General features: G+C 73.0%; 15 protein-coding genes. 9 read left to right on the forward strand and 6 right to left on the reverse strand.

Annotated features, from left to right (window positions below):
* The 4 genes from ACWCP2_RS30425 to ACWCP2_RS30440 all read left to right on the forward strand — a co-directional run.
* Window positions 1-500: ABC transporter substrate-binding protein (locus ACWCP2_RS30425; RefSeq protein ID WP_450911770.1), on the forward strand; the 500-nt coding region annotated here is incomplete at its 5' end.
* Window positions 501-557: 57 nt separating this feature from the next.
* A complete protein-coding gene (locus ACWCP2_RS30430) occupies window positions 558-1,352 on the forward strand; it encodes an ABC transporter ATP-binding protein (protein ID WP_450911771.1) in 795 nt (264 codons plus the stop codon).
* Window positions 1,339-2,241, forward strand: coding sequence for an ABC transporter permease (locus ACWCP2_RS30435; RefSeq protein ID WP_450911772.1), 903 nt, complete (start codon window positions 1,339-1,341; stop codon window positions 2,239-2,241). The genes ACWCP2_RS30430 and ACWCP2_RS30435 overlap by 14 nt, the downstream gene beginning before the upstream one ends.
* A gap of 5 nt (window positions 2,242-2,246) precedes the next feature.
* Window positions 2,247-3,023, forward strand: coding sequence for a sirohydrochlorin chelatase (locus ACWCP2_RS30440; RefSeq protein ID WP_450911773.1), 777 nt, complete (start codon window positions 2,247-2,249; stop codon window positions 3,021-3,023).
* Window positions 3,024-3,263: 240 nt separating this feature from the next.
* On the opposite strand, the gene ACWCP2_RS30445 is transcribed toward ACWCP2_RS30440, so the two are convergent.
* On the reverse strand, window positions 3,264-4,268 hold the full coding sequence (locus ACWCP2_RS30445) for a ketopantoate reductase family protein (protein ID WP_450911774.1): 1,005 nt from the start codon (window positions 4,266-4,268) through the stop codon (window positions 3,264-3,266).
* Window positions 4,269-4,313: 45 nt separating this feature from the next.
* Here ACWCP2_RS30445 and ACWCP2_RS30450 point away from each other — a divergent pair, with 45 nt between their 5' ends.
* Complete coding sequence (locus ACWCP2_RS30450) at window positions 4,314-5,180, forward strand: aldo/keto reductase (protein WP_450911775.1); 867 nt, start codon at window positions 4,314-4,316, stop codon at window positions 5,178-5,180.
* Window positions 5,181-5,437: 257 nt separating this feature from the next.
* Window positions 5,438-7,042: a TROVE domain-containing protein gene (locus tag ACWCP2_RS30455; RefSeq protein WP_450911776.1), complete on the forward strand. Its 1,605-nt coding sequence runs from the start codon at window positions 5,438-5,440 to the stop codon at window positions 7,040-7,042.
* Between the two features lie 3 nt (window positions 7,043-7,045).
* Here the strand turns inward: ACWCP2_RS30455 and ACWCP2_RS30460 are convergent, their stop codons facing one another.
* Window positions 7,046-7,609 carry a DUF1697 domain-containing protein gene (locus ACWCP2_RS30460; RefSeq protein ID WP_450911777.1) on the reverse strand — a complete coding sequence of 188 codons (564 nt, stop codon included), beginning with the start codon at window positions 7,607-7,609 and terminating at the stop codon, window positions 7,046-7,048.
* Between the two features lie 39 nt (window positions 7,610-7,648).
* Entirely contained in the window at window positions 7,649-8,875 is a 1,227-nt protein-coding gene (gene mgt, locus ACWCP2_RS30465) for a macrolide-inactivating glycosyltransferase (RefSeq protein WP_450911778.1), read from the reverse strand.
* Between the two features lie 151 nt (window positions 8,876-9,026).
* On the opposite strand from mgt, the gene ACWCP2_RS30470 reads away from it, so the two are divergent.
* Window positions 9,027-9,896 carry a phosphotransferase enzyme family protein gene (locus ACWCP2_RS30470; RefSeq protein ID WP_450911779.1) on the forward strand — a complete coding sequence of 290 codons (870 nt, stop codon included), beginning with the start codon at window positions 9,027-9,029 and terminating at the stop codon, window positions 9,894-9,896.
* A 74-nt stretch (window positions 9,897-9,970) separates the two neighbouring features.
* Here ACWCP2_RS30470 and ACWCP2_RS30475 read toward each other — a convergent pair whose 3' ends face one another.
* Window positions 9,971-10,570: a DUF2867 domain-containing protein gene (locus ACWCP2_RS30475; protein WP_450911780.1), complete on the reverse strand. Its 600-nt coding sequence runs from the start codon at window positions 10,568-10,570 to the stop codon at window positions 9,971-9,973.
* A gap of 96 nt (window positions 10,571-10,666) precedes the next feature.
* Here ACWCP2_RS30475 and ACWCP2_RS30480 point away from each other — a divergent pair, with 96 nt between their 5' ends.
* The gene (locus tag ACWCP2_RS30480) at window positions 10,667-11,224 is read left to right on the forward strand and encodes a TetR/AcrR family transcriptional regulator (protein ID WP_450911781.1); all 558 of its coding nucleotides are present in this window, start codon (window positions 10,667-10,669) and stop codon (window positions 11,222-11,224) included.
* 13 nt (window positions 11,225-11,237) lie between these two features.
* On the opposite strand, the gene ACWCP2_RS30485 is transcribed toward ACWCP2_RS30480, so the two are convergent.
* Complete coding sequence (locus tag ACWCP2_RS30485) at window positions 11,238-11,981, reverse strand: exonuclease domain-containing protein (RefSeq protein ID WP_450911782.1); 744 nt, start codon at window positions 11,979-11,981, stop codon at window positions 11,238-11,240.
* Between the two features lie 90 nt (window positions 11,982-12,071).
* Window positions 12,072-13,352: an SAV2148 family HEPN domain-containing protein gene (locus ACWCP2_RS30490; protein ID WP_450911783.1), complete on the reverse strand. Its 1,281-nt coding sequence runs from the start codon at window positions 13,350-13,352 to the stop codon at window positions 12,072-12,074.
* A gap of 320 nt (window positions 13,353-13,672) precedes the next feature.
* Here ACWCP2_RS30490 and glgX point away from each other — a divergent pair, with 320 nt between their 5' ends.
* Window positions 13,673-15,787, forward strand: a complete 2,115-nt coding sequence (gene glgX / locus ACWCP2_RS30495; protein WP_450911784.1) for a glycogen debranching protein GlgX — start codon at window positions 13,673-13,675, stop codon at window positions 15,785-15,787.
* Window positions 15,788-15,794 lie beyond the last annotated feature (7 nt).

The following is a 15,794-nucleotide window of genomic DNA, read 5'->3' on the forward strand; positions in this document are numbered from 1 at the left end:
CCTTCAAGCAGGGCTCCATCGACGGCGCCTGGGTCCCCGAACCCACCGCCTCCAAGCTCGTCTCCGAAGGCGGCACCGTCCTCCTCGACGAAACCTCCCTGTGGCCCGACAAGAAGTTCGTCATCACGAACATCATCGTGTCCCAGAAGTTCCTCACCGAACACGCCGACGTCGTCGAAGCCGTCCTCACCGGCACCGTCAAGACCAACGCCTGGATCAACGCCAACCCCGACAAGGCCAAGGCCTCCGCCAACGCCAAGCTCGCCGCCGACAGCGGCAAGCCGCTCGACGCCAAGGTCATCGACCCCGCCTGGCCCAGCATCCTCATCACCAACGACCCCCTCGCGGCAACCCTGAAGACGCAGTCGGAATGGGCGGTCAAGGCCAAGCTCATCGAGCAGCCCGACCTCAACGGCATCTACGACCTCAAGATCCTCAACAAGGTCCTCAAGACCGCCGGCCAGCCCGAAGTCGCCGACGCCGGCCTCGGCGCCAAGTAACCCTCTCCGTCCAGCAACTCCTTCAGTACCCGTCCCGAATCCCAGGAGGTGACGACCATGGCCACCACGCTTGCCAAGGCTGCCGAGGGCACCGTAGCGGAGCAGACGCACGCCGCCCGGATCGAGCACGTCTCGAAGTCCTTCTCCGGCCCGGCCGGATCGCAGCTCGTCCTCGACGACATCAGCCTCGATGTCGCTCCGGGAGAGTTCGTCACCATCCTGGGTGCCTCGGGGTGTGGAAAGTCCACCCTGCTCAACCTGGTCGCCGGACTGGACAAGCCGTCCGCGGGGTCGATCGAGACCCCCGGCGGCCGTCCGGCCCTGATGTTCCAGGAGCACGCCCTCTTCCCGTGGCTCACCGCGGGCAAGAACATCGAACTCGCCCTGCGGCTGCGCGGGGTGCCCAAGGCCGACCGCAAGCCGGAGGCCGAGCGGCTGCTGGAGCTGGTCCGGCTCGGCGGCTCCTACGGCAAGCGGGTCCACGAGCTGTCGGGCGGCATGCGCCAGCGCGTGGCCCTGGCCCGGGCGCTGGCCCAGGACAGCCAGCTGCTGCTGATGGACGAGCCGTTCGCGGCGCTCGACGCCATCACCCGCGACGTGCTGCACGGCGAGCTCACCCGGATCTGGGACGAGACGAACCTGTCCGTCCTGTTCGTCACGCACAACGTCCGTGAGGCCGTCCGCCTCGCCCAGCGCGTGGTCCTCCTGTCCTCCCGCCCCGGCCGGGTCGCGAAGGAATGGACCGTGGGCATTCCGCAGCCGCGCCGCATCGAGGACGCGGACGTCGCGGAGCTGTCCCTTGAGATCACTGAACACCTGCGTGGGGAGATCCGCCGCCATGGCCAGCACTGACACCACCCCCGAGTCCCGGTTCAAGGCCAAGGCCGACGACCTCGCCGGGCTGGAGGCGGGCCTCGACGCGCTCGACGCCGTCCAGACCCACCGCACCCCGGTCCGCGAGATCCTCGTCAAGAAGGTCCTGCCGCCGGTCCTCGCCGTCGGCCTGGTCCTCCTCGTCTGGCAGGTCCTCGTCGCGGCGCACGTCACCGAGGAGACCAAGCTCCCCGCCCTGTCCTCCGTCTGGGACAGCCTGTCCGACATGTGGGCCAAGGGCACCCTGCTGGAGGTCATCTGGACCAGCGTCTCGCGCGGTCTGCTCGGCTTCCTGCTGGCCCTGGCCATCGGCACGCCGCTCGGTCTGCTCGTGGCCCGGGTGAAGTTCGTCCGCGCCGCGATCGGCCCGATCCTGCAGGGCCTGCAGTCGCTGCCCTCGGTCGCCTGGGTGCCCCCGGCGGTGCTCTGGTTCGGGCTCAACGACGCGATGATGTACACCGTCATCCTGCTCGGCGCCGTCCCGTCGATCGCCAACGGCCTCGTCTCCGGCATCGACCAGATCCCGCCGCTGTTCCTGCGGGCCGGCCGCACCCTGGGCGCCACCGGCCTGGCCGGTGCCCGGCACGTGGTCATGCCGGCCGCGCTGCCCGGTTACCTGGCCGGCCTCAAGCAGGGCTGGGCCTTCTCCTGGCGCTCCCTGATGGCCGCCGAGATCATCGCCAGCTCCCCCGACCTGGGCCTGGGCCTGGGCCAGCTCCTCGAAAACGGCCGCAACAACATCGACCTGCCCGGCGTGTTCCTCGCGATCATCCTGATCCTGGTCGTCGGCATCGCGATCGACCTGCTGATCTTCAGCCCGGTCGAGCGGTGGGTGCTGCGCACCCGCGGCCTGCTGGTCAAGAGCTGATCACCATGTCGGCGCGCCCCTCCACGCACTCCCCGGCCCTGCTGGTCATCGCCCACGGCAGCCGCGATCCGCGGCACGCGGCGACCGTGCACGCCCTCACCCGGCGGGTACGGGCGCTGCGGCCGGGGCTGCGCGTGGAGACCGCCTTCCTGGACTTCGACACCCCGACGGTCGACCAGGCGGTCGCCTCGCTCTACCTGTCGGGCGTACGCGACGTCGTGGCGCTCCCGCTCCTGTTGACGCGGGCGTTCCACGCGAAGTCCGACATCCCGGCGGTGCTCGCGGGCGCCGCGTCCCACCTGCCGGACCTCTCGGTCCGGATCGCGGATGTGCTCGGCCCGTCGCCGCTGCTGCTGGCGACCCTGGAGCGCCGGCTGTGGGAAGCCGGCCTCACCCCGGCGGACCGCGCCACCACCGGTGTGGTGCTCGCGTCCGCCGGATCCTCCGACCCGGAGGCGATCGCAGTGATCGCTGAAACCGCGCGGGAGTGGCGGCACACCGGTTGGTGCGCCGTGCGGCCTGCGTTCGCCTCCGCCGCTCTTCCCCGGACCGAGGACGCCGTACGTGCGCTGCGCGCGGAGGGCGTCCGCCGGATCGCGGTGGCCCCCTACGTCATCGCCCCCGGGCGGCTGCCCGACCGCATCGCGGCGGGCGCCGAAGCCGCGGGCGCCGACGTGATCTCGGCCGTCCTGGGCCCGTCCCCGGAACTGGCCCGCCTGCTGCTCCGCAGGTACGACGCGGCCACCGCTTCCCCGGCCCGCATCCCGTCCCTGGCGGCCTGACCCGCCTGCCGCTGCGCGGGGCCGGTTCCCCGACCCGCCCTTCCACCGTTCCCCGGGGCTGCGCCCCGGACCCCGCGCCGCGGGCGATCTCAGCCCCTCCGGCGTTTGAGGAGCGGGGGTCCGGGGGCTGGCCCCCGGGAACGGCGCCGCACGCGGCAAGGGTCCGGGCGGAGCCCGGGGAACGGTGGAAGGGCGGGTCGGTGACAGGCCCCGCAGGGCACGCCCACCCGCGGCCGGCCGCTAGGCTCGCGCGGCCGCCTCGTCGGCCAGGGCCGTCAGGTCCTCGATGGACATCGCCCCCGGCGGCAGACCCTCCCGGGCGAAGATGTTCGCCGCCACGCGCAGCGTGTCGTTGACCGGCGTGGCCACCCCGTGCAGCCGCCCGAGCAGCACGATCTCCCCGTTGAGATAGTCCGCCTCCACCGACCCCGTCCCCCGGGCCAGGCTCTGCCAGGACGACCCGCCCCGCACCACCCCCGCCGGCGCATCGACCTTCCCCTCACGCGCGGCCGACTGCTCGGCATCGGAGGCCCAGTCGATCCCCGCCGCGGCGAAGGCGGCCTTCGCCTCGCGCACGGCCCGCAGCAGCAGCGCCGCCTTCGCGGGCTCCGGCTCGGGCCCGGTGGTCGCCTGGATCGCGTTGCCCAGGTTGCCCAGCAGCTTCGCGTACTTCCACCGCATCACGTCCTCGACGACCGGCGCCCCGAACCCGGCCTTCTCCAGGTCGGCCGCGATCCGCCGGGCCCGCGCGTCCGCGCCCCCGGCGGCCTTCCCGAGGTGCAGGATCCCGGTCAGCGGAGCGCACAGCGCGGAGACCACCCCCGGCTCCAGGAAGGTCGCCGGCAGCCACACGCAGACCCCGTACACGCGCGCGAAGCGCCGTAGGGCGAGGCGTTCGCTCTCCACCCCGTTCTGCGCGCACAGCACCGGCAGCCGCTGCGCGGCCGTGCCGCCGCCCGCGACCTCCGCGTCACCCCACGCGTCGAGGGCGGCGAGCGCGTCCTGGGTCTTCACGGTCAGCAACAGCACGTCGTCGGGGCGCAGTTCGCCGAGCTCGGCCGGTCCGCCGACCACGGGCAGCCGGTGCACCCGCTCCCCGTCCGCCGTGGTGAGCCGCAGCCCGTCGGCCCGCAGGGCCTCCGCGTGGGGGCCGCGCGCGACGAGCACGACCTCGTTGCCGGACTCCGCGAGCCGTCCGCCGATGGTCGCGCCGATCGCTCCGGCGCCGATGATGATGTAACGCATGCCCACGAGCCTGGCACATCCGGCGGCCTGGGTTACCGTCGGGCCATGTCTGTTGACGTGGATGAGACGTTCGCCCTCGGCGGGGACCTGCCCGTACGCCGCCTCGGACTCGGCACCGGCGGTCTGGTCGGCTCCGGCTACTGGGGCCCGCGCGCCGCGCGCCCCGCGTCGGTCGCGCTGCTGCGCACCGCCGTCGCCCGCGGGGTCACCCTGATCGACACCGCCGACAACTACGGCCCCCACCTGGCCGAGGAGCTGGTCGCCGAGGCCCTCCACCCGTACGGGGAGCGGCTGGTGGTGTCCACCAAGGGCGGGGTGGTGCGCACCGGCCCCGACCAGTGGCACGCGGCGGGCCGCCCGCAGGACCTGCGCGCGATGTGCGAGGCGAGCCTGCGCAGGCTCCGCCTGGACCGGATCGACCTCTACCAGCTGCACCGCTTCGACCCGGCCGTCCCGGCAGCGGAGCAGCTGGGCACGCTGGCCGAGCTCCGGGCGGAGGGCAAGATCCGCCACATCGGGCTGAACACGGTGACGGCGGACCAGCTCAGGCAGGCCCTGTCCCTGGTCCCGGTGGCCTCGGTCCAGAACCCGTACAACCTCCTGGACCGCTCCTGCGCGGAGCTGCTGGCCCTGTGCGAGGAACGCGGCATCGCCTTCCTCCCCTACTACCCGCTGGGCAGCGGAGCCCTGACGCGGGAGAGCGCCGCCGCACTGACGGCGGTCGCCGCCGAGCACGGCGCGTCCACCGGCCAGATCTCCCTGGCCTGGCTCCTCCAGCACTCCCCCGTCCTGTGCCCCACCCCTGGCACGGGCTCCCCGGACCACCTGGCGGAGAACCTCGACGCGGCAACGGTCCACCTGACCCCGCACGAGATGACCCTGCTGAACGGACTGGCGGATCCCGCCGTCTAATAATTGGCTGGCACGCGGTGCGCGGGCCTGCCTAAGGTGGCGGCGCGACCGCGTCCCCCGATGCGCTCGGCCGCGGCTACTTCCTTCCGAAACCAAGTGACGCCGCGGCCACTTCTGATCTCGGGGTGGCGCGGGCGCCTGTGCCCCGCCCGTCCCTCCGCCCGTCGGAGGTCTCGGCCGGGGCTCTCCATTGCCTCTGGATCCGGGGGGATTCCCTGCCTCGCCACACCCCGCGCACGTCGAAGATCTGGTCCGAGATGCTCGTGGCCCCGCACGTCTCCGCCGCGGCGGCCCGTACCCCGCCCGTTGCGTGGTCCCAGCCTCAGCGCGCCGGGGCGGACCCGCTCACCCACGAGGGCGGCCCCGGTTTCGTCCGGGAGCCGCGCGAGGAACTCTTCCTCCTGGCCGTGGGGAACTTCGTCTCCCAGCGGACCTTCTACGAGAGCGGCTCGGAACGCGACGAGCGCTACACCCGCCTCGTGGGTGAACTCGCCCTGGAGGACCCCGTGTGGACGGCCGGTCTGCTGCGCTGGCTCCGGGGCGAGGGAAACATGCGTACGGCCTCCCTGACCGGCGCGGCCGCGTACGTCAGGGCGCGGCTCGCCGCCGGGTCCTGCGACGGCCCGTCCAACCGGTCCGTCATCGATTCCGTGCTCCAGCGCGCCGACGAACCGGGCGAGTTGCTCGCCCACTGGACCTCGGCCTACGGGCGCGGCGTCCCTCAGCCCGTGAAACGGGGCATCGCCGACGCGGTACGGCGGCTGTACTCCTCCCGCTCCCTGCTGAAGTACGACACCGAGTCCAAGGCCTTCCGCTTCGGCGACGTCCTGAACCTGGTCCACGCCGCGCCCGACCCGGCCAAGCCCTGGCAGGGCGAGCTGTTCCGGTACGCCCTGGACCGCCGGCACCAGCCGCAGGAGGCGGCGCCGCCGCCCGGCGACCGGTTGCTCACCGCACACCGGATCCTGAGGGAACTGCCGTTGGACGAGCGGCGGGCCCTGGTCACCGGGCCGGACGGCGCCGAGCGGCTGGCGGAGGCGGGCATGACCTGGGAGGCCCTGGCGGGCTGGCTGCAGGGACCGATGGACGCCGCGGTCTGGGAGGCCGTGATCCCCTCGATGGGGCCGATGGCGCTGCTGCGCAACCTGCGCAACTTCGACGGGGCCGGGATCTCGGACGAGGCGGCGGCCGCGGTCGCCGCACGGATCTCGGACCCGCGGGAGGTCGCCCGGTCCCGGCAGTTCCCCTTCCGCTTCCTGGCCGCCCGCCGCCACGCGCCCTCGGCGCGCTGGTCGGCGGGGCTGGAGGCGGCGCTGAGCCATTCGCTGGCCAACGTACCGGCCCTGCCGGGGCGGACCCTGATCCTGGTGGACCGGTCGGATTCCATGTTCTACGACACCGTCTCGGAGCGGTCCACCCTGACCCGGGCGGACGCCGCGGCCGTTTTCGGCACGGCGCTGGCGATGCGCGCCGAGGACGCGGACCTGGTGGAGTTCGGATGGTCGAGCGCGCAGGTGCCGTACCGGTCCGGGGAGCCGGTGCTCGACGTGCTCCAGCGGTTCCGCCGCCTCGGCGGCACCGACACCACCAAGGCGGTACGTGCCCACTACCGGGACCACGACAGGGTGCTGATCGTCACCGACGAGCAGACGGGCCCGGCCCCGAGGCCGCGCGGTCCCGCGGAACCGGTCCCGCGGGACGTCCCGGTGTACACGTGGAACCTGGCGGGGTACCGGCCCGCCCACGGCCCCGGCGGCCCCCACCGGCACACCTTCGGCGGCCTGGCGGACGCCGGGTTCCGGATGATCGGCCTCGTCGAGGCCGGCCGCGAGGCCCGGTGGCCGTGGACGTCCCAGGAGTAGGGATCAGGAGGTGCCCCGCGTGAGTTCGACGAGCTTCACGACCGTGTTCCAGTTGCGGGTGGTCACGTCCAGGCCCTTGACCACCGCGGGCTTCGCGAGGGCCTCGGCCAGTTTGGAGCGGCCCAGGCCGTCCGGGGCGTAGAGGTAGATGACGCGGTCGCCCAGGCGGTACTCCTCCGGGAGGTACGCGGCGGCGTCGATCGGGGCGAAGCGGGACTCGGCGGGCTGCTCGGAGCAGAAGGTGGCGTGGAGCTGCTTGCCTTCGAGTTCGGCGGCCGGGAAGGGGCAGGCGTCGGCGACGGCGCGCAGGTAGCTGCCGTCGAGCACGAGGCAGGGGACCCGGAATCCGAAGTGGGCCTCGATGGCGGCCTCCAGCTCCCGGGCGAGGGCGGTCGGCGTCTTCCCGGCCGGGCCGGTGAAGACGGCGTTGCCGCTCTGGAGGTACGTCTGCACGTCCTCGTGGCCGAGGCCCTCCAGGACCTGGCGCAGCTCGGCCATCGGGACCTTCTTGTTCCCGCCGACATTGATGCCCCGGAGCAGGGCCGCGTACGTGGTCGTCTTGGTCATGTCCGCACGATAGGGCGCACCCCTGACACCACGCTCCGTTCACCCCTCTCCGGGCAGTTCGGCCTCGATCAGGTCGGCCGCCCGGCGCGCGCCGCCCTCGGTGGCCGTCTCACGGCGGATGCGCTCCGCGCGGGCGGCGACCTCCGGGTCGGCGACCAGGGCGAGGACGGCGTCGCGCAGGGTCGCGGCGTCGGCCTCGGCCATCGGGACGTGCCGGGCGACGCCCAGGCCGGCCAGCATGTCGGCGTTGCCGAACTGATCGACGGCCTGCGGAACCGCGACCATCGGGGTCCCGGTGGCCAGTCCCTCCTGGCTGCCGCCGGCACCCGCGTGGGTGATGAAGGCGTCGGCCTGGCGCAGGATGTCCAGCTGGGGAACCCAGCGGTGCACTTCGACGTTGGCGGGGATCTCGCCGAGCTCCGCCTCGTCCGTGAACGTGCCGATCTGGAGCACCACGTGCCAGTCGGGCAGGTCCCCGAAGGCTTCGGCGCAGGCGCGGTAGAAGGCCGGCTGCTTGGTGAAGGTGGAACCGAGGGAGACCAGGAGGACCTTCTTCCCGGCCGCGGCCGCCGGGCGCGTCCAGGTGCCCTGGGTGGCGCTGCGGTCGCCCTGGCAGGCGCCGACGAAGGTGTACACGGCCTCGTCGACCCGGTCGGCGTTGGGCTGCAGGGCGCGCGGGATGAGGACGATGCTGCGGCGGGGGCGGCCGACGAACCGGTCGCTGTCCTCGTCGATGCCGTTCTCGTCGAGCCAGGCCCGGAACCGGGCGTAGTACGCCTTCCCGCGCTCGGAGGCGCGCAGTTCGGCGAACATCGGCTCGGCGACCTCCTCCTCGTAGCCGGTCCAGGCGACCAGGTTCGGGGAGAGGGACACGGCGGGGACGCCCCAGCGGTGGGCGAGGACGATCGCCGGGTAGGCGGTGATGTCGTGGAGCACGAGGTCCGGCTCGTCGCCCGCGAAGGCGGCGGCGAGCTGCGGGAGCGCCTGGACGGCGTCGGCGAGGAAGGGCTCGATGGTGTCGATGAGCTCGGTGCCCCAGGCCTCGGGGTCGTCCTCGGTGGGGAGGGTGGAGTCCCAGACCACCGGGGTGGCACCGGTCTCGGCGATCTTGTCCGCGTACGCGGCGGGGATGGCGTAACTGACACGGTGGCCGCGGGCGACCAGCTCGCGGATCACTTCGATGCTCGGGTTCACGTGGCCGGCGGCCGCGATGGAGAACATGGCGATGTGGGCGGGCTTCGCGGTGGTGGTCATGAGCGAAACCATAACGAGACGATACGTCTCGTGCAACTGATATGGGGACCCGAGAGGAGGCGGGGGTCGGGGCCGAGGCCGGGGCCGGGTGCGAGACTTGTGCGGTCATGAGCGCCCGGTCCTGCCCGGGGCACCCGGGATACGGACGGACTGCGGAGACGGCATGGACGAGGCACGGGCCCGGGAGGCCCTGACGGCGGCGGGGCTGGCCGGGGCGGGAGCGCCCGCTCCCCGACTGCTGGCCCTCGGCGAGAACGCCGTCTTCGCGCTCGACGGCAGCGGCCTGGTCGCCAAGGTCGGCCGGGAGGCGGCGCTGCTGCCGCGCGCCGAGCTGGAGCTCAAGGTGGCGGGCTGGCTCGCCGATTCCGGGGTCCCCGCGGTCCGCGCGGCGGAACCGGAGCCGCGGCTGGTGGACGGGCACCCGGTGACGCTGTGGCACCGGCTCCCCGACGCGGTCCGGCCGGCCGGACCGGAGGACCTCGCCGCGCTGCTGCGGCGGATCCACGCCCTGCCGGCGCCCCCCTTCGTCCTGCCTCCGCGTGATCTGCTGGGCGGGGTGGAGCGCTGGCTGCGGCTGGCGGGCGCGGCGATCGACCCGGAGGACGCCGCGTACCTGCGGGCCCGCCGCGACGGGTACGCCGCCCAGGTCGCCGCCCTCACCCCGCACCTGCCGCCGGGCCCGATCCACGGCGACGCCCTGCCCCGCAACGTGCACGTGGGCCCGGCCGGGCCGGTGCTGGTGGACCTGGAGACGGTCTCCGCCGACCTGCGCGAGCACGACCTGGTGGTGATGGCGCTCTCCCGCGACCGGTACGGCCTTCCTGGCGCGGCGTACGAGGAGTTCACGGCGGCGTACGGCTGGGACGTGCGCGCGTGGGAGGGCTGCGCGGTCCTGCGCGGCGCCCGCGAGACGGCCAGCTGCGCCTGGGTCTCCCAGCACGCCCCGGCCAACCCGAAGGCGCTGGCGGAGTTCCGCCGCCGGATCGCCTCCCTGCGCGAGGACGACCCGGAAGTCCGCTGGCACCCGCTCTAGGAACGGCGTTTCCCTTCCTACCGGGCCCGGTTCGGCCCCGCGGGGTTCAAGGCGATCCGCCCGGCCCGCCCGGATCAGGCCGGGCCGGAGACCGAAGGGGCCCGCCATGCGCGGCCGATGCCGCGGATCAGCGCCGGGTAGACCCCCAGATACCGGAAGGGCTTGATGCCCAGCATGTAGAGGGCGCCGAAGCGTCCGTTCGGCTTGACCAGGACGGCCATCCGGCCGTGGTAGCCGCCCGCGCCGTCCTCGTCCGGGACCCAGCCGATGTGCATCACCCCGTGCACGGTCCGGTTGGCCGTCTCCGCGACCCACTCGTCGTGCGTCCGGTAGACGGAGGTGAACGGGACCGAGCCGAGGTCGGGCCCGCGGGGCCCCTCGCGCAGGTCCGCCGGCAGCCGGTCGCGCAGGGTCGCCACCCGGCCCCCGAGGCCGTCGGCGGGGTCGTCCCAGCCGAGCAGCGCCCCCAGCTTCCAGCGGATCGCGAACAGCGTGCGGCCCGCGAGGGAGGGGACGGGGTCTCCCCCGCCGCGCGCGAACTGGCGCACGAGCCGGTCGAGGTCGTCGGGGCCGCCCGGCGTCGGCAGCTCCCACACGTCCTCGACGCGGAAGTCGCCGGCGATCTCGTGGATCCGCCAGGGGCGGTCGGTGTGCGCGGTTCTGGGGAGTCTCATGAGCAAGCCCCTATCTATACGATGCCGTATAGAAAAAGCCTAGCACCGATTTATACGGCACCGTATAGATCGGGCCGTGCAGGAGGGAGAGACATCGTGGGCACGACCCGCACGCCGCGGCGCGGCTGGATCGAAGAGGGCCTGCGGGCGCTCGCCGCCGGGGGCCCCGAGGCGGTCCGGATCGAAGCGCTCGCCCAGGCCCTCGGCGTCACGAAGGGCGGGTTCTACGGGCACTTCGGCAACCGGGACGCGCTGCTCGGGGAGATGCTCGACACCTGGGAGCGCGAGTCCGCCGAGGCCGTGATCGAACAGGTCGAGGGCGCGGGCGGAGACGCCAGGGCCCGGCTGAAGCGGCTGTTCGCGATCGTCTCGGTCGCCGACGGCCCGGCGCGGGGCGTGGCGGCCGAACTCGCCATCCGCGACTGGGCCCGGCGCGAGGAGTCCGTCGCGGAGCGGCTGCGGCGCGTGGACAACCGCCGCATGGACTACCTGCGTTCGCTGTTCGGCGCGTTCTGCCCCGACGAGGACGAGGTCGAGGTCCGCTCCATGCTGGTCTACTCCCTGCGGATCGGCGGCCACTTCATCGCCGCCGACCACGTCGGGCGCAGCCGCACCGAGGTCATGGAGCTGACCCGCGACTGGCTGCTCCGGTAGGGTCCGCCCCCCGTCAGACCCGGTACGGCACGACGGGCCAGGCGCGCTCGACTATCGCCTCGGGGTCCGAGGTGCGCCGCAGGTAGCTCTGCAGCGAGGCCGCCTGCTCGGCCGCCGCGCGGATCTGCAGCTCGTGCAGGTCCGTCAGGGCGACCGTCCCTATCGCCGCGTGGACGGCGCCCATCCGGCGCGCCGCGCGGGCCGCCGCCAGCGCGTCCGCGCCCGCGTCGTGCGCCGCTTCCAGGCTCACGCCGTAGTGCTCGCACAGGGCCTGGAGGGTCCGCCGGCCCTTGCGGTAGCGGTCCGCGTGCTTGTCCAGCACGAGGGGGTCGATGACGGGCGGCGCGGAGTTCTCCGGCCAGCGCTCGCCCAGCGGACGGATCCCGTGGCGGCGGCACTCGCGGTCCAGCAGGGTCAGGTCGTACCGCGCGTTCATCACCACCAGCGGGGTTCCCGAGCTCAGTGCCTCCACGAGCGTCCGGGTGATCTCCTCGATCGCCGCGGCCGCCGCCATGCCCCGTGAGCGGGCGTGGTCCGTGGAGATGCCGTGGATGGCCGAGGCCTGCTCCGGGATGGCCACGCCCGGGTCGACCAGCCAGGTCCGCTCCCGGGCCACCTGCCCGTCCGGACCGACCGCGACGACGGCCGCCGTCACGATCCGGTCGGACTCGGTGTCGGTGCCCGTGGTCTCCAGGTCGAAGGCCACCATCGGCCCGCCGTGCCAGTCCCCCATCCAGTCCCCCGCCCAGTCCCCCATCGCGTGCCCCCCGTACCCGTCCCTCTACGTCAACGGCTTTCAGCCTGACACGGGCCACTGACAAGCCGGGAACCGGGGCCGCCCGCCCGCTCAGGACACCGGGCGGGAGTCCTGCCAGATCGACTCGAACTCCTCGCGGTACGTCGGGAACAGGCCCTGCTCGTGATCGGGCCGCACCGGTGCGGCCCGGCCGCCGCCCCGCAGGACGAGGACCGGCGCCTCCATGCCCCGGGCCCGGCGCAGGTACGACTGGACCACCGCGATGCCCGAGGACTCGCCCTCCACCAGGTACGCGGTGAAGCGCGGGGTCTCGTCGAAGACGTGGATCTCGAAGCGCGAGGGGTCGCTCAGGCCCGCCCGCACCCGCCGCACGTGCAGGATGTTCATCTCCACCGAGCGGCTCAGCTCGCCCTTGCGCAGCCCCAGCTCCCGCTCGCGCCGCTTGACGGCGCTGCTCGCCGGGTTCAGGAACAGCAGCCGTACCCGGCAGCCGGCCTCCGCGAGGCGTACGAGTCTTCGGCCCGAGAAGTTCTGGACCAGCAGGTTGAGCCCGATGCCGATGGCGTCGAGCCGCCGCGCACCGCCGAAGAGGTCTTCCGCCGGGAGCTGGCGCTGGAGGCGCACCCGGTCCGGGTGGACGGAGATGACGTCCGCGTACCGGTCGCCGACCAGGTCCTCGACGGCGTCGATGGGCAGCCGGTCCGCCGCCGGGGAGCCCGCGCCGCCGCCCAGTACCTCCAGCAGCCGTGCGGAGGCCCGCTCGGCCTGTTCCAGGACCGCCCGGGACAGGGCCCGGTTGCGGGAGACGACGTTGCGCGTGACCTCCAGCTCGTCCAGCGCCTGCTCGATCTCGCGCCGGTCGTCGAAGTACGGCTCGAAGCAGGGCCAGTGCTGGACCATCAGTTCGCGCAGCTGCGGCAGGGTGAGGAAGCTGAGCACGTTGTCGTCGGCGGAGTCCAGCAGGTAGCCCTTGCGGCGGCTGACCTCGCGCACGGCGACCGCGCGCTGCACCCACTCCTGGCCGGCGGGGCCCGCGGCGGCCACCACCCAGTCGTCCCCGCCGTGCACCGGCTCGTAGACGGGCCGCAGCACCGCTCCGACCACGGAGCGCAGCCGCTGCTCGATCAGGTTCAGCCAGATGTACGCACGGCCGGCGCGCTGGGCCCGGGTCCGGACCTCGCTCCAGGCGTCCGCGCCCCAGTCCAGCTCGGCGCCGGCTCCCGCCTGCGCCTTCCCGGTCCCGCCGGCCTCCGGCGGGGCCAGCGACACGGCCCCGGCGGGGATCGCGCCGCCCGCCGGGCCCGCGGCGTCCGCCGGGCCGCCCTCGTGACCGCCGTCACCAGGGGGCAGCTCCAGACCTCCCGAGCTCACCCGTGCACCGCCTCCTGCGTCTGGACGCCCGTCTGAAGTGATCACGGAAGGGTACTCCGCGCGTACGGCACCCTGCAGCCCGATGCGGGCCCCCGGGGCCCGACGCGGGCTCAGGGTCCTCGCCCGGTCCGTCCGTTGGCCCATTATCCGCTCTGACGACGATCGGATGTCCCCATGGTCCGCCCACCCTCTTATCAGCTCTCCGGGTCACCCGGTAGGACCCTCCCAAGTCCCCGCGTGGAAGCCGTCTTTCGGGGAAGATCTGGCAGTGACGTGGTCCAGCCGGATCAGCCCGCCACTGAGGGGAAGAGTCGTTTTCTATGCAGGTCTGGCCGGGACAGGCGTATCCGCTCGGCGCCACGTATGACGGCGCCGGCACCAATTTCGCGGTCTATTCGGAGGCCGCCCGACGCATCGAGCTGTGCTTGCTGCACGACGACGGATCGGAGACCGCGATCGAACTGCGGGAGACCGACGCCTTCGTCCGGCACGCCTACCTGCCGGGCATCATGCCCGGCCAGCGCTACGGGTTCCGGGTGCACGGACCCTACGAGCCCGAGCGCGGCCGCCGCTGCAACGCGGCGAAGCTGCTCCTGGACCCGTACGCGCGGGCCGTCGCGGGGAGCATCGACTGGGGCGAGGAGGTGTACGGCTACCACTTCGGCCGGCCCGACTCCCGCAACGATCTGGACTCCGCGCCCAAGAGCATGAGTTCGGTCGTGGTCAACCCGTACTTCGACTGGGCCAACGACCGCCCGCCGCGGCACGAGTACCACCACACCGTGCTCTACGAGGCCCACGTGAAGGGCCTGACCATGCGTCACCCCGACCTCCCCGAGGAGCTGCGCGGCACGTACGGGGCGCTCGCGCACCCGGCGGTCATCGGGCATCTGACGAAGCTCGGGGTGACGGCGCTGGAGCTGATGCCGGTCCACCAGTTCGTCAACGACCACCGGCTCGTCGACGACGGGCTCAGCAACTACTGGGGCTACAACACCATCGGCTTCTTCGCCCCGCACAACGGCTACGCCTCGGGCGACCGCGGCCAGCAGGTGCTGGAGTTCAAGTCGGCCGTGCGCGCCCTGCACGAGGCCGGCATCGAGGTGATCCTCGACGTGGTCTACAACCACACCGCCGAGGGCAACCACCTGGGCCCGACGCTGTCCTTCCGCGGGCTGGACAACGCCTCGTACTACCGGCTCGCGGACGATCCGCGGCACTACATGGACACCACCGGCACCGGGAACTCGCTGCTGATGCGCTCCCCGCACGTGCTCCAGCTGATCATGGACTCGCTGCGCTACTGGGTCACCGAGATGCACGTGGACGGCTTCCGCTTCGACCTGGCGGCCACGCTGGCCCGCCAGTTCCACGAGGTGGACCGGCTGTCCTCGTTCTTCGACCTGGTGCAACAGGATCCGGTGGTCAGCCAGGTCAAGCTGATCGCGGAGCCCTGGGACCTGGGCGAAGGCGGCTACCAGGTGGGCAACTTCCCGCCGCTGTGGACCGAGTGGAACGGCAAGTACCGCGACACCGTACGGGACTTGTGGCGCGGGCAGCCGCGCACGCTGGCCGAGTTCGCCGGCCGGCTGACGGGCTCCTCCGACCTCTACCAGGACGACGGCCGCCGTCCGCTGGCCTCGATCAACTTCACCACCTGCCACGACGGTTTCACCCTGAACGACCTGGTCTCGTACAACGAGAAGCACAACGAGGCCAACCGCGAGGGCAATCGGGACGGCGAGACCCACAACCGCTCCTGGAACTGCGGGGTGGAGGGGCCGACGGAGGATCCGGAGACCGTGGAGCTGCGCGAGCGCCAGATGCGCAACTTCATCGCCACGCTGATGCTGTCGCAGGGCGTGCCGATGATCAGCCACGGCGACGAGTTCGCCCGCACCCAGGGCGGCAACAACAACGCCTACTGCCAGGACAACGAGCTGGCGTGGGTGAACTGGCCGGATCCCGGCAAACCGGCGCCCGCCCTGCTGGAGTTCACCCGGCGGATGGTGTGGCTGCGGCGGGAGCACCCGGTGTTCCGGCGGCGCCGCTTCTTCCACGGCCGGCCGGTGGAGGGGACGCACGACGAGCTCTCGGACATCGCCTGGTTCACCCCGCACGGCGAGGAGATGCGGGCCCGCGACTGGCAGGCGCAGCACGCGCGGGCGCTGGCGGTGTTCCTGAACGGGGAGGCCATCTCCGAGCCGGGCACCCGCGGGGAGCGGATCACCGACGACTCGTTCCTGCTGATGTTCAACGCGGGCGCCGAGGCGCAGGACTTCACGGTCCCGGCCGGGCACGGCGCGCAGTGGCGGCTGGTCGTGGACACGGCACGGCCCGAGGTACTGCCACCCGGTACCGGGCCGCAGTACGCGGCCGGGGACCGGGTGACACTGACAGGACGGTGTCTGGTGGTGCTTCAGCGCCCGGCATAGGCGCCGC

It is taken from the genome of Streptomyces sp. NPDC002104 (genome assembly GCF_053593795.1).